Genomic DNA, 24415 nt, shown 5'->3' on the forward strand with positions numbered 1-24415 from the left:
CGCGGTGTCAGCCCGCGGCTCTCGCACCCCCGCCCTCGCGCCGCCTCCTCGCCAGGGCCGCCAGCACGGCCTCGTGCTCGCCCAGTGCCTCGGCGGCGCGCTCCAGCGAGCGCGCCGCGGTCTCGGCGCGGTCCGCCTGCGCCAGCACGCGCAGCCGCAGGGCCGCGCCTTCCGGCCCCGGCAGCGTCATCCCTTCGGCGCTCGCCCGCAGCCGCTCGGCCTGCGACTTCAGCCGTACGGCCTGTTCGCGCACCGGCCGCGACCACACCGGGGCCGCACCCGGGTCGCTCACCGCACCGCCTTCCACGGCGCGAACGCATTGCGCACGCCCTCCAACACCGGAGCGAGCTCCGGGTGGTGACGCAGCAGCACCGCCCCCATGTCCGTACGGTCGATCCACTCCAGCCCCTCCGGCGTGTACATTTCCGGCCGGTAGTCGGCGGTGAAGAACCGGTCGCTCTTCAGCCTGCGCGAGGCCATCAGGACGAACACCCGGAACGCCGTGTCGCTGAACGCGAAACCCCGCGGCTTGGGCTCGGCGTACATGCCCACCATGGTGTCGATCCGGTCCAGCCGCCCGTCGTAGACCTCGCGCAGCTCGGCGGCCAGCCTGGCGTCACCGCCCGTCAGCTCCTCGAAGCCGCCCACCGGCGGCCGGTGCAGGGCCGAGCGGAAGGCCGTGTAGCGGGGCACACCGCGCTCACGGTCGCGCAGCACGTCCACCGTGCCGAGGTCCACGCGCTCCCCGGAGATCCGGGCCAGGTCGCGCAGGCAGTCCGGATGGTTGTGCAGGGTGATGGCGCCCGGATGCATGGTGCCGAAGGAGTAGAGCAGGTCCGGCCAGCCCCAGCGCTCCACGGCCTTGCGGGTGGCGAGCCCGTGCAGCGGCTCGAAGCCCGTGCACTCGATCAGCACGCCCGTGCGGTGCGAACGGATCTCGTACTCGTCCCGGATCAGCGGGTGCAGCCGGTAGGAGGAGACGAACTCCTCCGTCATCGAGTACGGGGCGCGGTGGTGCCCGGTGGGGGAGCCGAGGATGCCGAACAGCGCCTCGCCGTGCCCGAAGCGCCGCACCCGCCGCCGCACCCGGCCGGGCAGCATCCCGTACCAGTTGATGTGCATCGCCGCCCGCGTCACCGGCTGGTCGATGACGGCCGGCGTCCACTCCACCGTGTGGATCTTGGCCATGACGGCGGCGTTGACGAGCCGCGCCGTGTGGAACAGCCGCTCGTCGCCCCAGGTCGGGTGGGCGGAGGCGATCCGGTCGCAGATCGCGTTGTGCTCCTTGGCGAACAGCGTGTGCAGCAGCGACAGGCCGACCCAGTAATTGTCGTTGAAACCGGTCGCGTCGATGCCCGAGAGCCCCGGGGCGCTCTCGTCCGGCAGCCTGCCGTCCACCACGGCGAGCTTGCCGCCCTCGCCCGTGCGCAGCTGCCGGCACCGCTCCTCGCCGGACCCGTAGACCTGCGAGCCGTCCCACCAGTGGGTGACCGTGTTCTCGTACGTCGGCGGGCGCTCGGGGTCGGTGTGCGGGACCGGGTCGGGGCGGGTGCGGCGCACCGGCATCGGGCACCGCGGCCAGGCGTCGCCCTCGGCCAGCGGCACCTCCAGCGGCCGGGCGGCCGGGTTGTCGCCGTGGCTGAACCAGCCGTGGTTCTGGAACTGGATCCAGGCCGCCGCCAGCATGTTGAGGGTGCGGGCCGGGCGGAATCCGGTGCTGCGCGCCAGCAGCCGCCTGCTGACCTCGCGCGGGCTGGGCGCGAGCAGACCCCCGTCCTCGGGCTCCGGAAACGTCTGGGGCAGCGCGCAGTTGCGGTCGAAGCGGGTGCCCGCCCGGCCCATGTCGATGTCGTCGGGGTCGTAGCCGGAGCCGTCGTAACTGCGGTACGGCAGCAGCTCGGGGCTGGGCTTGCGGCGCCGCTCGCCGCCCGCCCCGTAGGTGTCGTGCAGATTGTGCGCGCGCAGCAGGTCTCGCTGGCGCTTGAGCTCCCTGAGGGCCAGAGGGAAGGGCAGGGAGTGCCACTCGCGGCGCGGCCGCGGTACCCGGGTCATCGATAGCTCTCCACAAGGGGGGTAGGGGCAGGGCGGTTCAACGGTCGTGGAGCCGGAAGACGAGGGTTTCCTCCACCCGGCCGCGGTACCGTTCGAGCAGGGCGTCCACCCGGTCGCGCGCCTGTGGCACCACCTCGTCGAGGCCCTGCGCGTAGACGACCGCGTTGTGACACTGCGGGAAGTCGTGCGTGGGGTCCGCCCAGGTGATCTCCAGCCAGTCCGCGGGCACGGGGAAGACGGAGACGGGGCTGCGGCCCTCCAGATTGGGCACGACGTCGTGTTCGTTGACGAGACTGACGACCTGCGTCGCCGGGTCGCGCGGACGTTTGAAGTCGACCGGCGAACCCACGGCGACCACATGGGTCAGCCGCCACCGCTCGTTGACCTCGCACAGCTCGGCCAGGTTCATGGCCGTGATGCCGCCCAGGCTGTGCCCCACGAGGGCGATCTGCGACCCGGCCGGCACGGCCTGGGCGAGCGCCTTGCGGACGGCGCGGGTGTACGGGGTGTCATTGCGGGCCACCGCGGTGACCGCGCCGACCAGGTCCTGCGGAGTGGGGTTGCGGGGGCGGCCGAAGGCCATGCCGGGCAGCAGCACCACATAGCGGGCCGCCCCGTCCGGGCCGGTCACCCGCTGGACGAGCATCCGGCCGTCGGTGCCGATGACCGCCAGGTTCCGCAGGTGCGCGCTGACACTCCCGCCCTCCTCCAGACGGGCGAGCAGGGCCGGGTCCGGCGGCTGGAGCACCGCCCGGCCCGGGCCCCGGTCCCAGCGGGCCCACACCGCGGCGGTGGTGCCCAGCAGCGGATCGCTCTCGCCGCGGGTGCCCAGCACGATGTGCCAGGCCGCCTCGTCATTGAAGGGGTTGCCATCCACCAGCGCGTTCCACGCCATCACCTCGGCCAGCGACGGCGCCAGCCGCGCCAGCGTGCGCTCCGCGCCCCGCTCCCGCACCTGCTCGCGCAGCACCTGCAGCGCCCGCGCCCGGCGGCCCGCCTCGACGGCCTCCAGCAGGCGCCGCACCGGCCCCTCCTCGGCGAACTCCGGGTGCCGCACCGCGCACAGCCGGATGCGCAGCTTCAGCGAGGTCACCGCCACCTCTGCCGCCAGGCTGCCGCGGCCGGCGACCACGCCGCCCAGGCGGGCGGCCCGCCCCAGCCCGTCGCCGTCCGCGGCCCAGCCCAGCCCCGCGGGCGCCGTCAGCGCCCGGGCCAGGGCCCGCAGCGCCCGGGCCCCGGTGCGGGGCGAGCGGGCGAGCGAGGCGGCCAGCAGCGGACAGGCCGCCACGGCGGTCAGCGCCCGGCCCGCCGCGCGCACCTCCCCGGCCACCTCGCCCAGGGTGCGCGCCACGGCGGCCAGCGCGGCGGCCTCCGAACCGCCGCGCACGCCGCCGACCGTCGTCACGGCCTCTCCGGCGGCGTGCGGAAGGGGCGGTAGCCGATCCGCAGCCGCGAGGTGTCGAAGGAGTACGGCAGCGGCCGCCGCGGGTGCAGCCGTACTCCCGCCACCGCCAGCTCCCCGCCGCGCAGGAACTCGGCCACGAACCCGGTGGCCAGCTGGAGCACCAGCTCGGTGCCGCTGCACCGGGCCTCGCCCCGGCCGAACGGGCTGACGGCCCAGTCCCGTTCCGCCGTGCCGTCCAGCCACTTCTCCGGGGCGAAGCGGTGCGCGTAGTCGATGCGCTCGCCGTCCCGCATGTGGAAGGCGGCGGGCACCAGCACGTTCGTCCCGCCCGGTGCCACCGCCGTCCGCCACCGGGTCTCGGCCGTGGTGCGCCGCAGCAGGCTCGGCACCGGCGGCCACAGCCGCGCCGCGTCCTGGACACAGGCTTGCAGATACGGCATGGCCTCGAAGCCCGCCGCGGTACGTGCGCCGTGCCCGCGATCGGCCGCCGCGACCTCCGCCGCGGCCCGCTCGTGGTGCTGCGGGTGGCTGGCGAGCAGCGCGAGCGTCTGCACCACCGTGGCGTGCACACTGCCCAGCGCCATGAACCAGTGGGCGACCTGGCCCTCGGGGGCCGTCTCCGGACCGCGCGGCGCGGTCCGGAACAGTCCCGTCAGGCTGCGCGGATCCGCGTCGCACAGATAACGGGCCTGGCGCTGCATCATCTTGCGCCGGGTCCGGCGGGTGCGCCCGGCCCGCCAGCGCCGGGCCCCCAGCCAGTTGGCCTCGGCCAGCAGCTCGCCCAGCAGGCGCGAGAACTCCTCGTCGTCGGCCGCCGCCTCGCCCAGGAAACACCGCCTGCCCATCCGCTCCACGCGGTCGCGGACCTGGCCGGCCGACAGCCCGGCCTCCGCCCGCGGGCCGAGCAGTGCCCGCGCCTCCTCGCCCGCGATCCTCAGGAAGTGCCCCGCGAGCCGGTGCACGGGACGGCCCGCGTCGAGCACCGCGTCGTTGAAGGCCCGCCGGGCCGTGCGCTGGCGGCCGTGCGAGGCGATCAGCGCCTCCGGCTGCACGGTGGCGAATCCGCTCACCTTCTCCCAGGTGTCGACCGCGTACACCTCGACCGGCCCGGCCAGCACCTGGCGGGCGTCCTCGGCGTCCAGCACCAGCAGCGTGGGCCCGCTGGTGCCGCGCACCACCACCGGCCCGCGGCCGTGCCGGCGGCGCATCACCCGCATCAGGCGCAGCCCGCGCCGGCCGGGGTCCAGCCGGGCGACGAGCCGGGCCAGCCGGGGGCGCGAACGGAAGATGCCCCTGAGGTAGTTGGGCAGGAAGTAGCCGACGGTGAGGCGGAAGTTCTCGCCCCGGGAGGCCACGGGGAGGGCGGCGGTCCCGTCCGTGTCCGTGGGTACGGTCATGGGCAGCTCCATGCGGTGGTGGCCCGGCGGCAGCGGGCGTCGAGAAGTGAGGGCGACAAGGAAGAACAGGGAGCGGGGTTCAGGCCCCCGGCGGCACCGCCGCGACCGGCGCCCCGTGGCCCCGGGCCGCTCCGCGGGACCGCAACAGCTCACCTGTGGCTGCGCGTACGGTCGTCATGCCTCGCACCTCTTGGGGTCGTTGGGCCATTCGGGGGAGGGGAGCATTGCCACTTCCCGTCCGGCGAAGCCACGACGGCCGAAGATCACCTGAGTATTCATCCGCGCGGGTGAATACGCCCTGGCCAGTGCCGTTCCGGCCGCGCGGCGCCTCTACCGTCGCCCGCATGCCTGACATGGATGAGATCATCCGACGTATTCGCCGCGACATGGACACGCAGCTGCGCAAACGGGCGAGCCAAGCGCGGGGCGGCCCGTCCGGCTGGACCGTCTCCGGTGAGGCCGCCGCGGATCCCGGGTCCGGTTCACCGGCCCAGGGCGGCCGGTTCACCTCGGCCGGTGCCGCGCAGCAGTCCGGCGGGGACCGCCCGCAGCACCCGTCGCCGGCCAGAGGTGCGGCTGCCGGACCCGCCCGGCAGCCCGGCCCCGACGGCGCCCGCTAGGCCCGCCGACGACGCCCGGCGTACGGCATCCGGGCGGTTCGCGGCTCCGGACCGGACCGTCAGCTCCGGCGGGCGGCGCGGCACATGACCGCCCCGCCGCCCGGGGCAGCGGGCGGCGGGGCCTCGAGGGTGGTCAGGGTGTCCAGCGCCGGACCCTTCCGGTGCCCATGGCCGCTAGGGCCGCTGCGAGCACACATCCCACGATTCCGACGATGACGTTGCTGACGATGGCGCGCGTGGCGAACCCATGGCCCGACACGACCCAGGGGGCAATGATCGTCCAGGCCGCCAGACCCAGCGCGGCCCAGCTCATGGAGTGTGTGCGTTCATACGCGGAACCGAAGCCGCCGATCAGGCAAGCGAAGGCGACACCGGCAATGAGGTTGTTGATGGCCAGGGTGGATGAGCCGTTGAAGCCCACAATCCATGGTGATGCGGCCAGATAGACGCCGCAGAGGACTGCGAGTGCCTCGACGGCCTGGGCGGCGGGGCTCGCCGTCGTCTCCTCGGAGTGGGCGCGGAGCGCCATGATGTCCGGGTGCTGGTCGATCCGGGGCGACGTAGGGGCGGTCACGTCAGCCACCTTCTTTCAGTGTCAGTTCGGACCTGGTTGCATTTTAACCCAATTCCCGCTGAATTCACCCTAATGGGGGGTAATAAGGCCGGAAGGTGACGCCTGGTCCGGACATGTGATTGTCCGGCGGTGCGGCGGGGAAGGCTTACCGGTCACAGGAACCACACATCAGGGGGCAGCAAGGGGGAGAGGGACCGCCATGGACGAACCCACCGACGAGGGACCGGGACGCAAGGACCGCCCGAGAGCCGGGGCCGTAGCCCCGGAAGGCGCCGACGGGCTCGGCACCCCGGACCGCCACATCGACGAGGACGACCCGGAGTCACACATCATCCGCGGGCTGGACTGACCCGCGGCCAACGCTCATGGGACGTTCCCCGGGCGGAAAGGCGGGCGTCTCCGGCTCCACGCGCGGGATGGCGACAACTGGGTTATGCGTGTCGCCATCGTCACCGAATCGTTTCCGCCCGACGTCAACGGCGTCGCGCACTGCGCCTGGCAGACCGCCCGGCACCTCGTGCGCCGCGGCCACGAGCCGCTCGTCGTGACACCCGCCGGCCCCGGCGGCGGGCCGGGCACGCAGGACGGGCCGTATCCGGTGGTCCGCGTGCCCTCCGTGCCCCTGCCCGGCTATCCGCAGGTCCGCGTCGCGCTGCCCGGCAGGCGGCTGGCCGCCGCACTGGCCGGCCACCGCCCCGACGTCGTCCACCTCGCGAGCCCCTTCGTCCTCGGGGCCCGCGCCGTGCCGCTCGCCGCCCGCCTGGGCGCGCCCGTCGTCGCCGTCTACCAGACCGACCTCGGCGGCTACGCCCGTACCTACCTGGGCACGGGCGAGGGCATCGCCTGGCGCCGGATCCGCGCCGTGCACCGCGCCGCCGACCGCACCCTCGCGCCCTCGGCGGCCGCCGCCCGCGACCTGGCCCGGCACGGCGTGCCGCGGGTGTGGCTGTGGCCGCGCGGCGTCGACTGCGAGCGCTTCCACCCCGCCCGCCGCGACCTCGAACTGCGCCGCGCGCTGGCCCCCGGCGGCGAACTCATCGTGGGCTACGTCGGGCGCCTCGCGCCGGAGAAGCGGGTGGAGTTACTGGCGCCCGTCTGCGCGCTGCCGGGCGTCCGCGTCGTCATCGCCGGGGACGGGCCGCAGGCGGCCAGACTGCGCGCGGCCCTGCCGGGCGCCCGCTTCCTCGGTGCCCTCACCGGCGACGAACTCGCCCGGATCTTCGCCTCGCTGGACGTCTTCGTGCACACCGGACCGCAGGAGACCTTCTGCCAGACCATCCAGGAGGCGCAGGCCAGCGGAGTGCCCGTCATCGCCCCCGCCGCCGGCGGCCCCCTCGACCTCATCGAGCACGCCCGCACCGGCCTGCTGGTGCGCCCGCACGACGCCGAGGCGGTCCGCGACGCGGTCCTCACCCTGGAAGCGGGCCGCCGCCGGCGCGCCGCATACGCCCGCGCGGCCCGCGCCCGCGTCCTCACCCGCACCTGGTCGGCGGTGGGCGACCGGCTCCTCGGGCACTACGCGCAGGTCCTCGGGGAGCGGCGCCCGGGCTGGGCGGCGGTGGCGTGAACGGACCGCGGCCTCACGCCCGTACGGGCACGAAGCGCACCGGCGTGCCCGGCGCCGCCTGGGCCGCCGCCGCCAGGGCGGGCGCGGGGACGACGCCGACGACCGGGTAGCCGCCGGTCGTGGGGTGGTCGGCGAGGAAGACGACCGGCCGGCCGGCGGGCGGGACCTGGACGGCGCCCAGGACCATGCCCTCGCTGGGCAGTTCGTCCGTGCGCGCACGCGGCAGGGCGGGGCCGTCCGTGCGCAGCCCGATGCGGTTGCTCGCGGACGACACCCGGAAGCCGTCCCCCGCCAGGATCCGCAGGGCCTGCGGCGCGAACCAGTCGTCGCGCGGGCCGAGGACGAGCGGCAGGACCAGCCCGCCCGTCGGGGGCGCGGCCCAGGGCACCACGTCGGCTGCGGCCGGCGGCCCGCAGGGTGCGCCGAGCGGCAGCCGCGCGCCGTCCGCGAGCGGGTCCGGGCCCAGCCCGGAGAGCAGGTCACGGGAGCGGCTGCCGAGGACGGGCGGCACCGCGACGCCGCCCGCGAAGGCCACGTAGCTGCGCAGCCCGGCGCGGGCGGGGCCCACGTCGAGCACGGCCCCCGCGGGCAGCCGCACCGGCGCGCACCAGGCCACCGGGCGGCCGTCGGCCCGTACTGCGCAGGGCGCGCCCGTCACGGCGACGGTCACGGCCGTGTCGGTGCGCAGTGCACAGCCGTTGACGGTCGTCTCCAGGGTGGCACAGCCGCCGGGGTTGCCGACCAGCCGGTTGGCGAGCAGGTGCGCGGGCTCGTCCAGCGCGCCCGAGCGCGGCACGCCCAGGTGCGCGTGGCCGGGCCGGCCGAGATCCTGCACGGTGGTCAGCGCCCCGGCCCGCACCACCGTGAGGCTGCTCATGCGATCTCCTCGAACCGCACGCGCGTCCCCGGCGCGAGCAGCGCCGCGGGTTCGCGCGCCGGATCCCAAAGCCGCACGTCGGTGCGGCCGATGAGCTGCCAGCCGCCGGGGGAGGAACTGGGGTAGACGCCGGTGTACGGACCGGCCAGGCCCACCGAACCTGCGGGCACCGCGGTGCGCGGGGTGGCGCGGCGCGGGACGTGCAGGTGCTCGGGCGCTCCCGTGAGGTAGCCGAAGCCCGGTGCGAATCCGCAGAAGGCGACCCGGAAGGACATGCTCGCGTGGAGGCGCGGGACCTCCTCCTCGGCCACCCCCCACAGGGCCGCCACCTCGGCCAGGTCGGCGCCGTCGTAGCGCACCGGCAGCACGACGGGCTCGCCCTCGGCGGCGTCGGCCGGCGGCACGGTCCACTCGGCGATCCGCGCGGCGAGGGCGTGCGGATCGCCGACCCCGTCGAGCAGCACGGTGCGGGCCGCCGGAACGATCTCGCGTATGGGCGGCAGCGCACCGGCCGCGCGGCGGCGCAGCAACTCGGCGTGGAACACCTGGGCCTCCTCGCTCCCGGCGACCTCCACGAGCAGCGCGTGCCGTCCGACGGGCAGCACCCGCGGGCGCATGGCGGCGGCCCCCGTCATGCGAACGCCTGGACGCGCACGCCCGCGGCCTCCAGCGCCTCGCGCACCCGCCGGGCCAGCCGGGCCGCGCCGGGGGTGTCGCCGTGCACGCACAACGACCGGGCGCCGACGGCTATGTCCTCGCCGGTGAGCGCGGTGACCGCCGCGTGCCGGGCCATGCGCACGGAGCGGGCCACGACGGTGTCCGGGTCGAGGACGACGGCGTCGGGCCGCCCGCGCGGGACGAGCGTGCCGGCGGCCGTGTACGCGCGGTCCGCGAACGCCTCCCGCACCACGGGCAGCCCCGCCTCCTCCGCCGCCTCGTGCAGCCTCGATCCGGGCAGGCCCAGCACCGGCAGCGCCCCGCCCGCCCGCAGCACGCCCGCCACCACGGCCGCCGCCTGCTCGGTGTCGGTGACCGCGCGGTTGTACAGCGCGCCGTGCGGCTTGACGTACGCCACGTCCGTACCGGCCGCCTGGGCGAAGACGCGCAACGCGCCGATCTGATAGGCGATTTCGTCGGCGAGCTCGTCCGGCGGCACCTCCATGGCGCGGCGGCCGAACCCGGCGAGGTCGCGGTAGGAGACCTGCGCGCCGATGCGCACCCCGTGCAGGGCGGCGCGCTCGCACACCCGGCGCATGGTGGAGGGGTCGCCGGCGTGGAAGCCGCAGGCGACGTTCGCGCTGGTGACGACCGACAGCAGCGCCTCGTCGTCGGTGAGCTGCCAGCGGCCGAAGCCCTCGCCCAGGTCGGCGTTGAGGTCCATGACCGCGGCCCCGGCCTCCGGCGTCGTCGGCTGTGTCATCGCCCTGCCTCTCGCATCGCGTCGAGGATGAGCTCGCGGGCGTCATCCAGGTAGGTGATCAACTCCGCTTCGGCGCGCGCGGATTCGTTGCCCTCCAGCAACCCGGCGAGGACGCGGTTGCGCTGCAGGAACGGCTGGTGAAAGCGGTGCGGCGAGGGCATCGCATGGAAGGCGAGGCGCAGTTCGGCCATCAGCCGGTCCATGGCGGCGTCGATGCGCGGGCTGCCGGCCAGGGCGGCGAGCGCGCGGTGGAAGCGGAGGTCCGCCGAGCCCACCTGCCGCCAGTCGCCCTCGGCGGCGGCCCGCTCGCCCTCGTCCACCGACGCCGCGACGGCCGCCCGCAGCGGGGCGGGGGCGGTGGCCGCGGCCCGTACGCCCGCGGTCTCCAGGGCGGTGCGCATCCGGTAGACGTCGGTGACGTCGGCGGCCGTCGGCACCCGGACGAAGACGCCGCGGTTGAGCAGGTGTTCCACCAGGCTCTCGTGGATCAGCAGCCGGAAGGCCTCGCGGAGCGTATTGCGGGAGACCTCCAGGTCCCGGCCCAGGGCCTCCTCCGACAGCTGGGTACCGGGCGGCAGTTCGCCGCCCTCGATGCGCTCGCGCAACGCCATGGCGACGCGCTGGGCGGTGGATCGGGCCATGGCCTCTCCCGCGGGCTCAGGGGCGGCTGGATGCGGATACGGCGGATATGCGGCGAATGCAGCGGGCCGTCGACACCGGCCTCCAGCCGTTACAGCAGGGGCTGTTGAGGATTGTTGAACAATACCTTAGCCTCCTCGCAGTCTCCTCACCCGAACAAGTGAGGTCCGAGCGGAAGGGCGGCGCATGCTCGTACTTCTGGGCGTCCTCGTCGTCGTGGCCGGTTTCGCCACGAAACGCAACCCCCTCCTGGTGGTCGGCGCCGCAGGCATCGCCACCGGACTGCTCGGCGGGCTCTCGCCGCGCCAGGTCCTCGCCGCCTTCGGCACCGGCTTCGCCGCCAGCCGTTCGGTGACTATCTTCGCCATCACCCTCCCGATCATCGGCCTCCTGGAGCGCAACGGCCTCCAGGAGCAGGCCCGTCGCATCGTCACCCGCTTCGCCGGACTCACCGTCGGCCGCTTCCTCGCCCTCTACCTCCTGCTGCGCCAGCTCACCGCCGCCCTCGGGCTCAACAGCATCTTCGGGCACGCCCAGACCGTGCGGCCGCTCGCCGTACCCATGGCCGAGGGCGCGGCCGAGCGGCGCCACGGGCCGCTGCCGCCCGAAATCCGGGAGAAGGTGCGCTCCTTCGCGGCCAGCGCCGACAACGTCGGACTCTTCTTCGGCGAGGACGTCTTCCTCGCCGTCGGTTCGATCCTGCTCATCACCGGCTTCGTCAACACCACCTACCACACCCATCTGGAGCCGCTCCAGCTCGCGCTGTGGGCCGTGCCCACTGCCCTGTGCGCCCTCGCCGTGCACGGCTGGCGGCTGCTGCGGCTGGACCGCACGCTGCTCGGTGCGCCCCTCGGCACGGTGGCCCGCAAGGGCCGGAAGGAGACGGCCCGGTGATCAAGGCGGAGTGGTTCTTCTGGCTCGTCGGCGGCATCTTCCTGGTGATGGCGGCCCAGATGCTCGCCGACCGCACCAACCCCAAGCGCCACGGCACGGCCGCGTTCTGGGGCCTGCTCGGCCTCGGCTTCGTCTACAGCACCTGGGTGGCGGACAAGAGCGCGCCGGCCGAACCGCTCGGCGCTGCCGTCCTCGCCATGGTCGGCCTCGCGGGCTTCGGCTTCACCGGGCGCGGTGCGGCCCGTACCGCCGCGCCGGAGCAGCGGGCGGCGAGCGCCGAGAGGTTCGGCTCCCGGCTGTTCGTGCCCGCGCTCACCATCCCCCTCGTCGCTCTGGTCTGCGCCGTCGGCGTCAAGAGGCTCTCCGTCGGCGGGGAGCCGGTCCTGCAGAAGGGCAACGAGACGATCCTCGGGCTGGGCATCGGCGCGGTCGTGGCCCTGGCCGTCGGCATGGTGATGCTGCGCGAGAAGCGGATCTCGGTGCCGCTGCACGCCGGGCGTTCGACGCTGGAGTCGATGGGCTGGGTGATGCTGCTGCCGCAGCTGCTCGCCACACTGGGGGCGATCTTCTCGGTCGCCGGGGTGGGGGAGCAGGTGCGCCGGATCGCCACGTCCGTGCTGCCGGGGCACTCCGTCTTCCCGGCCGTCGTCGTCTACTGCGTCGGCATGTTCCTCTTCACCGCCGTGATGGGCAACGGCTTCGCCGCCTTCCCGGTGATGACGGCGGCCGTCGGATGGCCGGTGCTGATCGAGCAGGCGCACGGCAATGCGGCGGGTGTCCTCGCGGTCGGCATGCTCGCGGGCTTCTGCGGCACGCTGGTGACCCCCATGGCGGCCAACTACAACCTCGCCCCGGCGGCGCTGCTGGAGCTGCGGGACCAGTACGGGCCCATCAAGGCCCAACTGCCCACGGCCTTGGCCCTGCTGGGCTGCAACATCGCCATCATGTCGCTGTTCGCCGTTTAGGGGGATGTGCCCGAAATGATCGCTACCCAGAACCCTCGGGTGCTTCTGGCCGGATTCGAACCATTTGGCGGCGAAACGGTGAACCCCTCCTGGGAGGCGGTCCGAGCCGTCGCCGACGAGCCGCCGGGCGGCGTCGACGTCACCGCCGTCCGGCTGCCCTGCGTCTTCGGCGCCGCCCTCGATGTGCTGCGTGAGGCCGTCCGCGCCGTCCGGCCCGGCCTCGTGCTGTGCACCGGCCAGGCCGGCGGCCGCCCCGACCTCACCATCGAACGTATCGCCGTCAACCTGGATGATGCCCGCATACCCGACAATTCAGGTGGGCGGCCGGTCGACCGGCCCGTCGTACCGGGCGGCCCCGCGGCCTACTTCGCCACGCTGCCGGTCAAGCGCTGCGTCGCCGCAGTCCGCGCCGCCGGCCTGCCCGCCTCCGTCTCGCAGACCGCCGGGACGTTCGTCTGCAACCACGTCTTCTACGGGCTGATGCACCTCGCCGCGACCGAATACCCCACCCTTCGTGGTGGATTCGTGCACATCCCGTACATACCCGAACAAGTCGTCGCCCGTTCCGAGCCGTCCCTGCCCCTCGCCGCGGCCGCCGAGGCGCTCCGTGTGATCGTGATCACCGCCGCCCGGCACACCGACGACATCCGGGCCGTGGGCGGCGCCACGCACTGAGGGCGCGGCAGCCCCGCAGCCCGCGCCGTTTCGTCCGTTGTCGGTGCGACCGCCTACTCTGTGCGACGTGACTTCTCCAGCCCCGGCGGCCGTTCCGCCCCAGCTCAACGGGGTATCCCGTCCTGCCCCGGGCCCCGCCGCGGACGAGGGCCTGGCCCGCAGGCTGCGTGCCCTCGCCTGCACCGCGCCGCTGCACGACCTCGACGCCCGCAAGGCCAACCTCGCGGGCGAGTACGGCATCTACGCCATGGCGGAGGTGGCGCTCGCCGCCATCGACCTGGTCACGCTCAACATGGACTTCGACACCGGCGCCGACCACGAGCAGATAGTGACCCGGCTGCTGCCGCGCGTCGCGGCCCAGGCCCCCGAGCGGCCGCACGCCGAGCACGAGCGCGTCGCCCGCTGGGTCCTGGAGAACCTCATCAACGTCGGCAGCGTCGACCGCGGCTTCCGCGCCGTCTACGGCACGTTCGGCTCCGACGGCAGCTACGTCCGGCGCGACTACGACTTCAAGCTCGTCGAGGAAGTGCCCGGCCACGGCGGCACCGTCTTCCTGCGCACCACCGACGAGGCGGTCAACGTCCTGGTCGGCGCCCTCGACACGGACGTCACCAGCGCGCAGATCGCGGCCGAGGTCAAGCTGGAGGTCCTCATCAGCCGCGGCCGGCTCGCCGACGCCCAGCTCGCCGCGGAGCAGGCCCGCTATCGCACGGTGCAGTACGCCGAGACGCTCCGCAAGACCCTCGACGCGACCCGGCGCAACGTCCGCGCCGTCGACTGGCTGCGCACCGTGCCCGACATGATCGCCGAGGCGCTCGACCACGTCGCCGACCGCTACCGGCACGAGAACGCGATCCTCACCAACATCCGCAAGGTGCGCGACGAAGCCGAAGCCGGTCTCGATTCGAAGACGGCCGAGCACAAGCGGCGCGCCGCCGAGCTCGTCGACATCGTCAAGGACTGCATCCGCCGCCACACCCAGCTGCAGTCCCGGCTGCTGGAGGCAGGACCGCTCTTCCGCGCGGAGCAGGACCGGCAGGCCTTCGCCACCCCCGCCGCACACGCCGGCATCGATCTGTACGGACAGCTGCTCGCGCCCCTGCTGCCGCTCCCCCTGGAACAGGCCGGCCGCGTCACCGACGCCTTCTTCGCCCGCGGCACGGGGCTGCGCACCCCGGTCTCGGTGCGCGTCGGCGACCTGGTCGAGATGCTGCTGACGCCGCCCGCCGAGCGGGAGCACCTCGGCGCCGAGATGCCCGAGCCGGACCTGGTGGAGACGCCCGACGACAGCCGCTTCAGCGAGGAGCAGCTCGCGGCCGCGACGGAGCTGCTCGACCTGCCGCCGGATGCCCCTCGGCGGCTGTCCGGCCTGCTGACAGAGGCCCGCCGCAGCGACCCCGAACTGCCCTATCTGGTCGCCCTGCTCGCCGTGCACGCGGCGAGCCCCTCGGTCGGCACGGCCTATCGCCAGGGCGAACAGCAGCTGCTGTTCGCCGTCGACGACGGCACACAGCTGGACGACCCGGAATTCGGTGGCGCCGACCTGATCGTCGGCAAGGCCTTGCTGGACGCGGCGGGCATGGCAGCGGACCGCCAGGAGGCGTCGTGATCGCTGTACCGCGGCCCTGGCGCCCGGGGTCCGGGGCGCAAGCCCGGGAAACGGTGAAAGGGCGGGACCGGGGCCCCACCCCGCCGCGACGGCGCTCAGCCCCCGGCCGCCTGTCTGGCGGTGCCGAACCGACCACACTCCATGGACACCAGCAGGAGCACCAACCGTGACTGAGTACGACGCCGACGACCCGGCGGAGCCGGCGGCCCCGGAAGCCCCCGCCGCAGGCGGCCCCGCACAGGTGACGCCCGCCGACGCCGCCGACGCCGCGCGCCTGATCGCCTTCGGGCTCCAGCCCAAGCTGGCCCCCGCCCGCGACGCCGAATACACCGAGCTGCTGCGCCGCCACCGCGACGACCCGGCCTTCGCCCGCCTCGCGGACGCCGTCGCCGCCGGGCTCGGCCTCGTCGTGCTCGAAGTCTCCACCCGCGCCGGCATGGCCGTCACCGCGGCGGAGGACTCCGTCTTCGCCGTCCGCATGGGCGACTACGCCCGCCGTGCCGCCACCGACTCCGCCGACCGCTTCCTGCACGGCCTCGCCCACCTCGCGGTCGCCGCCATGGCCTTCCCGCGCCCCGAGGACCTCGCCGACGACGGCTACATCGGTCGCATCACCGTCAACGGCGTCGACGCCTTCGTCCGCCAGGCCTGCCGCAGGCTCGAGGAGAAGGCCGCCGAGCAGGGCGAGAACACCGACCCCACCACCGACGCCCCCGGCCTGGAGGCCGCCTGGCGGGTCTACGCCCGCCGCAGCGCCACCGGCGCCACCAAGGACGCGCGCCGCCTGGCCGGTTCCACCACCGGCATCATCGCCAAGGCCGTCGCCTTCCTCGTCGACTCCGGCTTCCTCCAGCGCACCGGCGACGACGCCGGCGGCGCCTTCCGCACCACCGCCCGCTACCAGCTCCAGGTCCGGGACATGGCCGGCACCGCCGCCATGGCCGAACTGCTCGAGCTCGGCATCGTGCCCGTGGCCGACGGCAGCGCCACCCTTCTGCCGCCGGACGACGCCGACGCCCTCGACCTGGTCGCCGACGCCGGCCTGCCGTTCTTCGAGCCCGGCTCCCAGCGGTAGCTGGGGAGCTTCCCGACCAACCGCCCGTCACGACAACGAGAGTCCGCCATGTACGAGCTGTCCCGGGTCCGCCTCTACTCCATCGGGCCCGCCGGTGCGCGCTACGCCGACACCGTGCTGGACCTGCGCGGGGTGGGCGCTCCGGTGCCGAATCCCGCCCCCGCGCAGGCGGAGTTCTTCGAGGACGAGCCCGTCGGCCCGCCGCGCCGCCCCGCCCCCGCAGGCGTGCTCTTCCTGGAGAACGGCGGCGGCAAGTCCGTCCTGCTCAAGCTGATCTTCTCGGTGATGCTGCCGGGCCACCGCAACACCCTGGGCGGCGCCAGCTCCGGCGTGCTGCGCAAGTTCCTGCTCGCCGACGACTGCGGGCACGTCGCCCTGGAGTGGCAGCACGTGCTCACCGGCGAGAGCGTCGTCGTCGGCAAGGTCAGCGAATGGCGCGGCCGCCAGGTCTCCAACGACCCGCGCAAGTTCGCCGAGGCCTGGTACTCCTTCCGCCCCGGCCCGGGGCTCAGCCTCGACTCGCTGCCCGTCGCCGAGTCCACGGCGATGCGCACCCGTGCCGACGGTGCCTCCGGGGCCCGCGGCCGCCGCCGCACCATGAAGGGCTTCCGCGACGCCCTCACCGAGGCCGGCAAGGCCTACCCGCATCTGGACGTGGTGTGGGAGGAGATCCACGAGCGCTGGAACGAACACCTCGGCGAGCTCGGCCTCGACCCCGAACTCTTCCGCTACCAGCGCGAGATGAACGCCGACGAGGGCGAGGCCGCCGGCCTCTTCGCCGTCAAGAACGACTCCGACTTCACCGACCTGCTGCTGCGCGCGGTCACCGACACCCGCGACACCGACGGCCTCGCCGACCTCGTGCACGGCTTCGCCCACAAGCTGGGCCGCAGGGCCGAGCTCACCGCCGAGCGGGACTTCACCGCTGGCTCCCTCGACCTGCTCTCCCGCATCGCGGAAGCCGCCGTCCGGCGCGACCAGGCGCGCGGCGTCCACGCCGGCGCCGAGCGCCGCACCCGCGTGCTGGCCCGCCGCCTGTCCGCGCGCGGCGCCGAGGAGCGCGGCCGCGCCATCGAGCTGGCCGGACAGGTCGCGGCCGCCGCCCACGCCGTCACCGACGCCGAGAACCAGCGCGGTCGCAGCTCGCTCATCGCCGCCGAAATCGCCTACCGGCACGCCTCCTTGGCGCTCGCCGCCGCCGAGAAGGCCGCCGCCGCCCAGCGCCGCGAGCTCAACGACGCCCGCACCCTGTACTCCGCCTGGCAGGCCGCCGAGACCGTGCTGCGCCACCGCGCCGCCGCCGACCGCTCCGCGCGGGTGGCCGCCGCCATCCAGGAGGCCGAGCGGGACGCGGCACCCGCCCTCGCGGCACGCACCCAGGCCGCCGTCGAGCTCGTACGGGCCCTCAACGCCGCGGCGGAGGAGGGCGAGCGGGTCGCCAACGAGCAGGAGGAGCGCTCCGCCGTCCTCCAGGAGGCCGGCGAGGCCGCCCACCGCGACGCCACCGCCGCCGCCACCGAGGCCCAGCGCGCCCGCAGCGAATCCGGGCACCTGCGCCAGCGCCTGGCCGAGGTCGAGCAGGAGACCGCCGAGGCGGTCCGTGCCGGCTGGCTCGACGACACCGCCCCGGACGCCGACCCCGCCCGCGCCGCGCTCGCCGCGAGCGACGCAGAGAAGCCCGCCGTGGCGGCGTACGAGACGGCCCGGGAGGCCGCCCGTCAAGCCGCCGAGCAGGCCAGGCAGGCCGCCGCCGACGAGTCCCGTGCGGAGCTGACCGCCGCCCGCGCGGCGGACGCCGCGACCGCGGCCGAGGGCGCGTACGAAGCCGAGCGCCGCGCCGCGGAGTCGCTCGGCTCGGAGCGGCGCCTGACCGAGCTGCTCGGCCTGCCCGAAGCGACGGCGGACGCCCGGGTGCCGGCCCAGCGTGGCTTCTCCTCCGAGCCCGGCGCCACGGCCGCCGACGGCCCCCTCACCGCCGAGGAGCTCGACCGCAACGCCGACGCGCTGCGCGAGCTGCTCGACGACAACGTGGCCGCGGCCGAGCGGCAGCTGTTCGAGCTGCGGACCGCGGCCGCCGACGACTCCCGCATCCTGGGCGCCCTCGGCGACGGCGGCCTGCTGCCGCCCAGCCCCGACGTCCTGGCCGCCGTCGAGTACCTCGGCGAGCACGGTATCCCCGCCCTGCCCGGCTGGCGCTACCTGGCCCAGGCCGTCGACCCGGCCGACCACGCCGCCGTGCTCGCGGCCCGCCCCGAGCTCGTCGACGGCGTCGTCATCACCGACCCCGACGCCCACGGCCGCGCCCGCGAAGTGCTCGGCAGCGCCTCCCTGCTGCCGCGCTCCGCCGTGGCCGTCGGCACCGCCGCCGCCCTCCTCGCGCCCACCCCCGCAGCCGACGGCCAGGACACCGGCGTCTTCCTCGTGCCGCCGAACCCGGCCATGCACGACGAGCGCGCCGCCGACGAGGAGCGGCACGCCCTGCGCGAGCGGGCCCTCGCCCGCGACGAGGAGATCCGCGCCGTGGCGGCCCGGCTCGCCGGGGACCGCACCCTCGCCGCACGGCTGTCCTCCTGGCGCGCGGGCTGCCCCGCGGGCCGCCTCGCCGAGCTGGCGGACGCCGCCCGGCTGGCCCGTACGGCCGCCGACACCGCACAGGCCGCCCTCGCCGAAGCCCGTACCGCCCGGGCCGAGGCCGAGGAGAGCGCCGCCGAGACGGCCCGGGTGCGCGACGAGCGGCAGGAAGCCGCCCAGCGCGCCCGCCGCGTCGCCGACGCCCTCGCGGGGCTCGCCTACCGGCTGCGCGAGCGCGCCAACTGGCAGACGAGGCTGCGCGAACTCGCCGAGGAAGCCACCGAATCCGAAGAGCGCGCCGCCACCTGCGTGGACCGCGCCCGCGCCGCCGACGAGGACCGCCGGGCCGCCCAGCGCACCGCCGACGACGCGCACCGCACCGCCCGCGCCCTGCGCGCCGAGCGCGCCGAGATCGCCGGCGCCGCCGACGACGTCCCCGAGGGCACCGAGCCGCAGACCGTCTCACTGCCCGCCCTGCGCGAGGCCTACCGCACCGCCTCCCAGGTGTACGAGAAGGTGGGCGTCGGCGCCGACCTGCGCGCCGAACAGGCTCGCGCCGAGAGCGACGAGAGCGCAGCCCGCGCCGAGCTCGACCGCCTCACCAACAAGGTCCGCACCCGCGCCGCCCAGCTCCTGGAGGGCACCGACGGCGCCGACGGCCCCTCCCGCCAGGCCGCCGCCGCCCGCGCCGAACAGCTCGTCCAGATGCTGGAGAGCCGGGCCTCCACCGCGAGCGAGCAGCTCGGCCGCCTGCGCGGCGAGGCCGAGCGCCTCGCCCCGGCGGACGGCGACGCCCACACCGAGCTCGCCGAGGAGCAGGTGCCCGCCGACGCGGCCCAGGCCAAGGAACTGCTGCGCACCGCCACCGCCGAACTCGCCGCCCGCACCGACGCCCTGGAAGGCGCCCGCACCGCCCACGGCGACCTGCTGCGCGCCCACCGGGCCGCGGAGGACGCGGCCACCGGCTTCGACGACACCGCGGCCCTCCTGCGCGACCTCCTGCGCGACAACTCCGGCGAGGAGGACGCCGAGCAGCCCGAGGCCTACGCCGGGACGCTGGAGGAGGCCCGGCAGACCGCGGCCGAGTCCCGGCGCTCCCTGCGCGGCTGCGCGGGCGACCTCTCGGCCGCGGAGGCCGCCCTCCGCGAGACGAGCGACGTGCTCGTCCGTCACGCCAACTCCACCCGCTACGAGCAGGTGCGGACCCCCGCCCGCCAGCAGATCCGCGAACTGCCCGCGGCCGCCCTGCCCGAGCACGCCGTGGCCTGGGCCGAGGCCTTCGCGCCCCGGCTGCGGGTCCTCACCGACGAGCTGGAGCAACTGGAGCGCAACCGCGACAGCATCGTCGACCGGCTGCGCGGGCTGGTGGAGTCCTCGCTCACCACGCTGCGCTCCGCCCAGCGGCTCTCCCGGCTGCCCGAAGGGCTGGGGGAGTGGTCGGGCCAGGAGTTCCTGCGCATCCGTTTCGACGACCCGGACCAGTCCACGCTCACCGAGCGGCTCGGCGAGGTCATCGACGAGGCGACCCGCTCCGCCGTCAAGAAGAACTCCGACCTGCGCCGTGATGGCATGTCGCTGCTGCTGCGCGGCGTACGGGCCGCGCTGCTGCCGCGCGGCGTGGCCGTCGAGATCCTCAAGCCCGACGCGGTGCTGCGCGCCGAGCGGGTGCCGGTGGGTCAGATGGGCGACGTCTTCTCCGGCGGCCAGCTGCTCACCGCCGCCATCGCCCTGTACTGCACGATGGCGGCGCTCCGCAGCAACGACCGCGGGCGCGACAAGCAGCGCCACGCGGGCACGCTGTTCCTGGACAACCCCATCGGCCGCGCCAACGCCACCTACCTGCTGGAGCTCCAGCGGGCCGTGGCCGACGCCCTGGGCGTCCAGCTGCTCTACACCACCGGCCTCTTCGACACCACGGCGCTCGCCGAATTCCCGCTGGTCATCCGGCTGCGCAACGACGCCGACCTGCGGGCGGGCCTGAAGTACATCAGCGTCGAGGAGCACCTGCGTCCCGGCCTGCCGCAGCAACAGGATCCGGAAGCCGAGCGGGTGCACGGGGAGATCACGGCGACGCGGATGTACCGCCGCCCGGCCGACGAGGAGGCACGGCAGGAGCCCGCGGCCACCAGGTCCTAGGACACATGAGTGCCGGGACAGCCCGCGCCGCCCCTCGCCGCACGCCGGTCAGGGGTAGCGCGGGCTGCGGGCCCTGCGCATCTCCTTCGCCTCACGGGCCGAGCTGCTCGGCACGGACACCACGCCGTGCCGCTGCCGCCACACCTGTCGCGTCACCCAGACGTCCAGCACGCCCCAGGTGGCGGCCACGGTGCTCGCCACCGTGCACAGCACCGCCGGAAGGGCCAGCCAGGACCCGGCGAGCGCGAACAGCACCGTGACGATGGTCTGCACCACCGTCACGGCGACGACGAGGACGGCACGCACCGCGGCCGTCCGCACGGGATCGGGCATCCTGGGCCTGCGGGCCGGCTCCTCGACCCACAACGACCGGCGCACGGCCGACGGGACGTCACGGTCCGGGTCCATGGCGGCTCACCTCCCCCAGCGGCTGCCCGACGGGCGCTCCCTCGACAGCTAAGAGCGAACGACGCCGCTCCAAGGTTCCCGGGAATCGCCGGGAAACCCAAGGAAAGCGGAGAAAGGGGAGGGGAAATCAGGCCAGACTCCACCGGTCGGCGACCCGCTGACCGCACTGGCCTTCGAGCTGCACACTTCGCAGTAGTAGGCTCTCGCCGCATTACTGTCGGAACACCACCCCCGGGGCACCGGGGTTGTCATAGGGGAGGCCATGCGCTTTCGCGGGAAATCGATCCGCCGGAAGATCGTGGCGCTGCTGCTGGTGCCACTGGTGTCCCTGACCGCTCTGTGGGCCTTCGCCACCGTCATCACCGGCAAACAGGCCATCGAGCTGCTCTCCGTCGCCGATGTGCTGCGCAAACTCGGCTATCCGACCGAGGACATGGCCCGCGCCCTGGAAAAGGAGCGCCGTCAGGCCCTCGTCTACCTCGCCGACCCCGGCCGCGCCGGCGCACTGGCAGATCTGCGCGCCCGCCAGCGCACCACCGACAAAATGGTCGCCGTTTTCCGTTCCCGCGCCGACGCCGATGCCCGCAGCGATATGAGCCCGGCCGCGAAGGATCGTTTCCGTGCCATCGAGAAGAGCCTCGATGACATCGAAGGGCTCCGCCGCAAGGTCGAGGACAACACCGTCACCCGCTTCTCCGCGTTCCAGGCCTACAACGAACTCGTCGAGCCCTATTACGACTTCACCGGAAGCCTCAGCGTCGTCCCGGACCCCGACATGGACAAGCAGGGCCGCGCCCTCGTCGGCATCGCCCGCGCCCGCGAGGCCCTCGCCCGCGAGGACGCCCTGCTCGCCTCCGGCCTCGCCGCGGGCAGCATGAGCCGGCAGGACCTGCGCGCCTTCTCCGACCGCATCGCCGAGCGCAACATCCTCTACAGCACCAACCTCGACGTTCTGCCCGCCGCCGACCAGAAGGTCTTCGACGACTACTGGAACAGCGCCCACGCCCGGGCGCTGCGCAACGCCGAGGAAGCCGTCCTCCTCGCCGGACCGGGACAGACCACGCACGCGGCCGACGCCCGGCGCTGGGACGCGGCCGTCGCCCCCGTGCTCGCGGACCTCGGCAAGATGAGCACCGCGGCCAACGACCGCTACGCCGGCCGCGTCGAGCCGATCGCCATCACCGTCCTGACCAAGGCCGCCGTCGCGGGCGTCCTCGGCCTCATCGCCCTCGTGGCCTCCCTCGTCATCTCCCTGCGCGTCGGCCGCGGCCTCGTCCGCGACCTGCGGCGGCTGCGCAAGGAGGCCCACGAGATATCCGGCGTGCGCCTGCCCGCCGTGATGCGCCGCCTGGCCGCGGGCGAACGCGTCGACGTCGACGCCGAGGCGCCCCTGCGCGCCTACGGCCCCGACGAGCTCGGCCAGGTCGGGCAGGCGCTCGGCACCCTCCAGCGCGCCGCCGTCGAAGCCGCCGTCAAACAGGCCGAGATGCGCCGCGGCGTCTCCGAGGTGTTCGTCAACCTCGCCCGCCGCAGCCAGGTCCTGCTGCACCGCCAGCTGACCCTCCTGGACACCATGGAGCGCCGCACCGAGGACGCCGGCGAACTCGCCGACCTCTTCCGCCTCGACCACCTCACCACCCGCATGCGCCGCCATGCCGAGGGCCTGGTCATCCTCTCCGGCGCCGCCCCCTCCCGGCAGTGGCGCAAGCCGATCCGCCTGATGGACGTCGTACGGGCCGCCGTCGCCGAGGTCGAGGCGTACGAGCGGATCGAGGTGCGCCGCATGCCGCGCCTGGCCCTCAGCGGCCCGGCCGTCGCCGACCTCACCCACCTGGTGGCCGAGCTCGTGGAGAACGCCACGGTCTTCTCGCCGCCGCACACCGCCGTGCACGTCGTCGGCGAGCGCGTCTCCAACGGCTTCGCCCTCGAAATCCACGACCGGGGCCTCGGCATGAGCCCCGAGGCGCTGCTGGAGGCCAACCTCCGGCTCGCCGAGACCCCCGAGTTCGAGCTGTCCGACACCGACCGCCTCGGCCTCTTCGTCGTCAGCCGCCTCGCCCAGCGCCAGGGCGTCCGGGTCTCGCTGCAGCCCTCCCCATACGGCGGCACGACGGCCGTCGTCCTCATCCCCTCGGCGCTGCTCGTGGAGAGCCCTCCCGGCACCCGCGCGGCATGGGACGAGGACACCGGCGGGCAGCCGCTGCCCGGCGCGCACGTGACGCCTCCCGGCCCCGGGCCCGCGGCCGCGGTCGAACAGCCCACCCGGGGCTGGGCCACCCTCGGCGCCCCGGCCGTGCCCTCGGGCGAGCAGCACCAGCAGGCCGCCGAGGAGGAGCGGACCCCCACCGGGGGGCTGCCCCGGCGCGTCCGCCAGGCCAGCCTCGCCCCGCAACTGAAGGAACCCACCGCGGCCCGGCCCCGGCCGGCCCCGGACCCCGCCGACCCGGACCCCGAGCGCGACGCCGACGAGGTACGGGCCCGCATGGCCGCCCTGCAGCGGGGCTGGCAGCGGGGGCGGGAGGAAGCTCCCCCCGGCCATCGGGGGAACAACGAGGCGGACCCCACCGGAACGCCTGCACCAGGAACGACAATTGAGGGGGACGGTCGATGACCGCACCGAAGGCCGACACAAGCAACGCTCCGACGGGGACGGCCCCCGGCCGGCCGACCACCGGCACGGGCGACCTCAACTGGCTCCTCGACGACCTCGTCGAGCGCGTCGGCACCATCAGCAAGGCACTGGTCCTGTCCGGCGACGGCCTGGCCACCGGCGCCTCCAAGGACCTCAGCCGCGAGGACGGCGAGCACCTGGCCGCCGTGGCCTCCGGCTTCCACAGCCTCGCCAAGGGCGTGGGGCGGCACTTCGAGGCGGGTGACGTCCGGCAGACCGTCGTCGAGCTGGACCAGGCCTTCCTGTTCGTCACCGCGGCCGGCGAAGGCAGCGCCCTCGCCGTGCTCGCCGACGCCGACTCCGACATCGGCCTCGTCGCCTACGAGATGACGCTGCTGGTCAAACGTGTGGGAGCGCACCTGGCCACTGCTCCGCGCGCCGGTGTCGCCGGCGCGTGAGCGGCGGCATGACCTCAGACGGTGGTGAGGGGACGGCCGCGCGCTGGTACGACGACGCGGCGGGCCCGGTGGTCCGCCCGTACGCCATGACGCGCGGCCGCACCCGGGCCGCTGACGAGGAGCGGCTGGACCTCATCGCACTGGTCGTGGCCGAGGAGTTCTGGGCCGGGCACCCCGAAGGCGCACACGCCATCGTCGACCCGACCCTCTCCCCGGAACACCTCGACATCGCCGACCTCGCCCGGACCGAGCCCCGCTCCATCGCCGAACTCGCCGCCGGGCTGGACCTGCCGGTCGGCGTGGTCCGCGTCCTCGTCGGCGATCTGATCGACGCCGGGTATGTGCAGGTCACCCGCCCGGTGCCGCCCGCGGAACTGCCCGCCGAGGACGTGCTGCGCGAGGTCATCGAAGGCCTGCGGGCCCTGTGAGGGGCCCGGGGCTTGTCCCGGCGGCGGTCCATGC

21 protein-coding genes and 1 pseudogene are annotated in these 24415 nt (G+C 74.8%); 12 read left to right on the forward strand and 10 right to left on the reverse strand.

Annotation, left to right across the window (positions count from 1 at the left end; all coding sequences use genetic code 11):
* Nucleotides 1-7: 7 nt before the first annotated feature.
* From FHS39_RS21590 to FHS39_RS21605, 4 genes are read right to left on the reverse strand one after another with little or no spacing between them, the layout of a single operon-like run.
* Complete coding sequence (locus tag FHS39_RS21590; RefSeq protein ID WP_184351060.1) at nucleotides 8-292, reverse strand: hypothetical protein; 285 nt, start codon at nucleotides 290-292, stop codon at nucleotides 8-10.
* A complete protein-coding gene (locus FHS39_RS21595) occupies nucleotides 289-2052 on the reverse strand; it encodes a peroxidase family protein (protein ID WP_184351061.1) in 1764 nt (587 codons plus the stop codon). The genes FHS39_RS21590 and FHS39_RS21595 overlap by 4 nt, the downstream gene beginning before the upstream one ends.
* 37 nt (nucleotides 2053-2089) lie before the next feature.
* Complete coding sequence (locus FHS39_RS21600; protein ID WP_343069676.1) at nucleotides 2090-3457, reverse strand: alpha/beta fold hydrolase; 1368 nt, start codon at nucleotides 3455-3457, stop codon at nucleotides 2090-2092.
* Nucleotides 3454-4854 carry a cytochrome P450 gene (locus tag FHS39_RS21605; RefSeq protein ID WP_184351062.1) on the reverse strand — a complete coding sequence of 467 codons (1401 nt, stop codon included), beginning with the start codon at nucleotides 4852-4854 and terminating at the stop codon, nucleotides 3454-3456. The genes FHS39_RS21600 and FHS39_RS21605 overlap by 4 nt, the downstream gene beginning before the upstream one ends.
* 344 nt (nucleotides 4855-5198) lie before the next feature.
* On the opposite strand from FHS39_RS21605, the gene FHS39_RS21610 reads away from it, so the two are divergent.
* Nucleotides 5199-5474 carry a hypothetical protein gene (locus tag FHS39_RS21610; protein WP_184351063.1) on the forward strand — a complete coding sequence of 92 codons (276 nt, stop codon included), beginning with the start codon at nucleotides 5199-5201 and terminating at the stop codon, nucleotides 5472-5474.
* 133 nt (nucleotides 5475-5607) lie between these two features.
* On the opposite strand, the gene FHS39_RS21615 is transcribed toward FHS39_RS21610, so the two are convergent.
* Nucleotides 5608-6048 carry an SPW repeat domain-containing protein gene (locus FHS39_RS21615; protein ID WP_107072684.1) on the reverse strand — a complete coding sequence of 147 codons (441 nt, stop codon included), beginning with the start codon at nucleotides 6046-6048 and terminating at the stop codon, nucleotides 5608-5610.
* Nucleotides 6049-6247: 199 nt separating this feature from the next.
* Here FHS39_RS21615 and FHS39_RS21620 point away from each other — a divergent pair, with 199 nt between their 5' ends.
* Entirely contained in the window at nucleotides 6248-6397 is a 150-nt protein-coding gene (locus FHS39_RS21620) for a hypothetical protein (protein WP_184351064.1), read from the forward strand.
* An 84-nt stretch (nucleotides 6398-6481) separates the two neighbouring features.
* The gene (locus FHS39_RS21625; protein WP_184351065.1) at nucleotides 6482-7615 is read left to right on the forward strand and encodes a glycosyltransferase family 4 protein; all 1134 of its coding nucleotides are present in this window, start codon (nucleotides 6482-6484) and stop codon (nucleotides 7613-7615) included.
* Nucleotides 7616-7628: 13 nt separating this feature from the next.
* On the opposite strand, the gene FHS39_RS21630 is transcribed toward FHS39_RS21625, so the two are convergent.
* The 4 genes from FHS39_RS21630 to FHS39_RS21645 are packed head-to-tail and all read right to left on the reverse strand — an operon-like array spanning nucleotide 7629 to nucleotide 10553.
* Nucleotides 7629-8492: a 5-oxoprolinase subunit C family protein gene (locus FHS39_RS21630; protein WP_184351066.1), complete on the reverse strand. Its 864-nt coding sequence runs from the start codon at nucleotides 8490-8492 to the stop codon at nucleotides 7629-7631.
* Nucleotides 8489-9127 (reverse strand): 5-oxoprolinase subunit PxpB, encoded by a 639-nt coding sequence (gene pxpB / locus FHS39_RS21635; RefSeq protein WP_078847879.1) that lies wholly within the window; start codon nucleotides 9125-9127, stop codon nucleotides 8489-8491. The genes FHS39_RS21630 and pxpB overlap by 4 nt, the downstream gene beginning before the upstream one ends.
* Complete coding sequence (locus tag FHS39_RS21640; protein WP_184351067.1) at nucleotides 9124-9912, reverse strand: LamB/YcsF family protein; 789 nt, start codon at nucleotides 9910-9912, stop codon at nucleotides 9124-9126. Before FHS39_RS21640 ends, pxpB begins: the two co-directional genes overlap by 4 nt.
* The gene (locus FHS39_RS21645) at nucleotides 9909-10553 is read right to left on the reverse strand and encodes a GntR family transcriptional regulator (RefSeq protein WP_184351068.1); all 645 of its coding nucleotides are present in this window, start codon (nucleotides 10551-10553) and stop codon (nucleotides 9909-9911) included. Before FHS39_RS21645 ends, FHS39_RS21640 begins: the two co-directional genes overlap by 4 nt.
* 184 nt (nucleotides 10554-10737) lie before the next feature.
* Between FHS39_RS21645 and FHS39_RS21650 the strand changes: the two genes are divergently transcribed.
* From FHS39_RS21650 to FHS39_RS21675, 6 genes are all read left to right on the forward strand, one after another.
* The gene (locus tag FHS39_RS21650) at nucleotides 10738-11445 is read left to right on the forward strand and encodes a DUF969 domain-containing protein (protein WP_184351069.1); all 708 of its coding nucleotides are present in this window, start codon (nucleotides 10738-10740) and stop codon (nucleotides 11443-11445) included.
* Nucleotides 11442-12410 carry a 5-oxoproline transporter, DUF979 family subunit gene (locus FHS39_RS21655; protein ID WP_184351070.1) on the forward strand — a complete coding sequence of 323 codons (969 nt, stop codon included), beginning with the start codon at nucleotides 11442-11444 and terminating at the stop codon, nucleotides 12408-12410. The genes FHS39_RS21650 and FHS39_RS21655 overlap by 4 nt, the downstream gene beginning before the upstream one ends.
* Before the next feature lie 15 nt (nucleotides 12411-12425).
* The gene (gene pcp / locus FHS39_RS21660) at nucleotides 12426-13085 is read left to right on the forward strand and encodes a pyroglutamyl-peptidase I (protein ID WP_184351071.1); all 660 of its coding nucleotides are present in this window, start codon (nucleotides 12426-12428) and stop codon (nucleotides 13083-13085) included.
* A gap of 67 nt (nucleotides 13086-13152) precedes the next feature.
* On the forward strand, nucleotides 13153-14694 hold the full coding sequence (locus tag FHS39_RS21665) for a hypothetical protein (RefSeq protein WP_184351072.1): 1542 nt from the start codon (nucleotides 13153-13155) through the stop codon (nucleotides 14692-14694).
* A 166-nt stretch (nucleotides 14695-14860) separates the two neighbouring features.
* Complete coding sequence (locus FHS39_RS21670) at nucleotides 14861-15769, forward strand: hypothetical protein (RefSeq protein ID WP_184351073.1); 909 nt, start codon at nucleotides 14861-14863, stop codon at nucleotides 15767-15769.
* Between the two features lie 48 nt (nucleotides 15770-15817).
* Nucleotides 15818-20476 carry a coiled-coil domain-containing protein gene (locus FHS39_RS21675; protein WP_184351074.1) on the forward strand — a complete coding sequence of 1553 codons (4659 nt, stop codon included), beginning with the start codon at nucleotides 15818-15820 and terminating at the stop codon, nucleotides 20474-20476.
* Here FHS39_RS21675 and FHS39_RS21680 read toward each other — a convergent pair.
* Nucleotides 20473-20884: pseudogene (locus FHS39_RS21680) on the reverse strand (hypothetical protein). The gene FHS39_RS21675 and the pseudogene FHS39_RS21680 sit on opposite strands and share 4 nt — an antisense overlap.
* 262 nt (nucleotides 20885-21146) lie before the next feature.
* On the opposite strand from FHS39_RS21680, the gene FHS39_RS21685 reads away from it, so the two are divergent.
* Genes FHS39_RS21685 through FHS39_RS21695 form a run of 3 tightly spaced genes read left to right on the forward strand, consistent with a single transcriptional unit; the run spans nucleotide 21147 to nucleotide 24381 of the window.
* On the forward strand, nucleotides 21147-23495 hold the full coding sequence (locus tag FHS39_RS21685; RefSeq protein ID WP_184351076.1) for a sensor histidine kinase: 2349 nt from the start codon (nucleotides 21147-21149) through the stop codon (nucleotides 23493-23495).
* Nucleotides 23492-23953: a roadblock/LC7 domain-containing protein gene (locus FHS39_RS21690; RefSeq protein ID WP_184351077.1), complete on the forward strand. Its 462-nt coding sequence runs from the start codon at nucleotides 23492-23494 to the stop codon at nucleotides 23951-23953. Before FHS39_RS21685 ends, FHS39_RS21690 begins: the two co-directional genes overlap by 4 nt.
* 8 nt (nucleotides 23954-23961) lie before the next feature.
* Nucleotides 23962-24381 carry a DUF742 domain-containing protein gene (locus FHS39_RS21695; RefSeq protein WP_184351078.1) on the forward strand — a complete coding sequence of 140 codons (420 nt, stop codon included), beginning with the start codon at nucleotides 23962-23964 and terminating at the stop codon, nucleotides 24379-24381.
* The last annotated feature ends 34 nt before the right edge of the window (nucleotides 24382-24415 follow it).

Source organism: Streptomyces olivoverticillatus (assembly GCF_014203555.1).
Lineage (GTDB): Bacteria > Actinomycetota > Actinomycetes > Streptomycetales > Streptomycetaceae > Streptomyces > Streptomyces olivoverticillatus.

What these genes read in the sequence shown, in the direction of transcription:
- FHS39_RS21695 (WP_184351078.1), top strand. Translation starts at nt 23,962, where the DNA reads ATGACCTCAGACGGTGGTGAGGGGACGGCCGCGCGCTGGTACGACGAC.
- FHS39_RS21645 (WP_184351068.1), bottom strand. Translation starts at nt 10,553, where the DNA reads ATGGCCCGATCCACCGCCCAGCGCGTCGCCATGGCGTTGCGCGAGCGC.
- pxpB (WP_078847879.1), bottom strand. Translation starts at nt 9,127, where the DNA reads ATGACGGGGGCCGCCGCCATGCGCCCGCGGGTGCTGCCCGTCGGACGG.
- FHS39_RS21630 (WP_184351066.1), bottom strand. Translation starts at nt 8,492, where the DNA reads ATGAGCAGCCTCACGGTGGTGCGGGCCGGGGCGCTGACCACCGTGCAG.
- FHS39_RS21685 (WP_184351076.1), top strand. Translation starts at nt 21,147, where the DNA reads ATGCGCTTTCGCGGGAAATCGATCCGCCGGAAGATCGTGGCGCTGCTG.
- pcp (WP_184351071.1), top strand. Translation starts at nt 12,426, where the DNA reads ATGATCGCTACCCAGAACCCTCGGGTGCTTCTGGCCGGATTCGAACCA.
- FHS39_RS21620 (WP_184351064.1), top strand. Translation starts at nt 6,248, where the DNA reads ATGGACGAACCCACCGACGAGGGACCGGGACGCAAGGACCGCCCGAGA.
- FHS39_RS21625 (WP_184351065.1), top strand. Translation starts at nt 6,482, where the DNA reads ATGCGTGTCGCCATCGTCACCGAATCGTTTCCGCCCGACGTCAACGGC.
- FHS39_RS21610 (WP_184351063.1), top strand. Translation starts at nt 5,199, where the DNA reads ATGCCTGACATGGATGAGATCATCCGACGTATTCGCCGCGACATGGAC.
- FHS39_RS21675 (WP_184351074.1), top strand. Translation starts at nt 15,818, where the DNA reads ATGTACGAGCTGTCCCGGGTCCGCCTCTACTCCATCGGGCCCGCCGGT.
- FHS39_RS21605 (WP_184351062.1), bottom strand. Translation starts at nt 4,854, where the DNA reads ATGACCGTACCCACGGACACGGACGGGACCGCCGCCCTCCCCGTGGCC.
- FHS39_RS21640 (WP_184351067.1), bottom strand. Translation starts at nt 9,912, where the DNA reads ATGACACAGCCGACGACGCCGGAGGCCGGGGCCGCGGTCATGGACCTC.
- FHS39_RS21690 (WP_184351077.1), top strand. Translation starts at nt 23,492, where the DNA reads ATGACCGCACCGAAGGCCGACACAAGCAACGCTCCGACGGGGACGGCC.
- FHS39_RS21650 (WP_184351069.1), top strand. Translation starts at nt 10,738, where the DNA reads ATGCTCGTACTTCTGGGCGTCCTCGTCGTCGTGGCCGGTTTCGCCACG.
- FHS39_RS21595 (WP_184351061.1), bottom strand. Translation starts at nt 2,052, where the DNA reads ATGACCCGGGTACCGCGGCCGCGCCGCGAGTGGCACTCCCTGCCCTTC.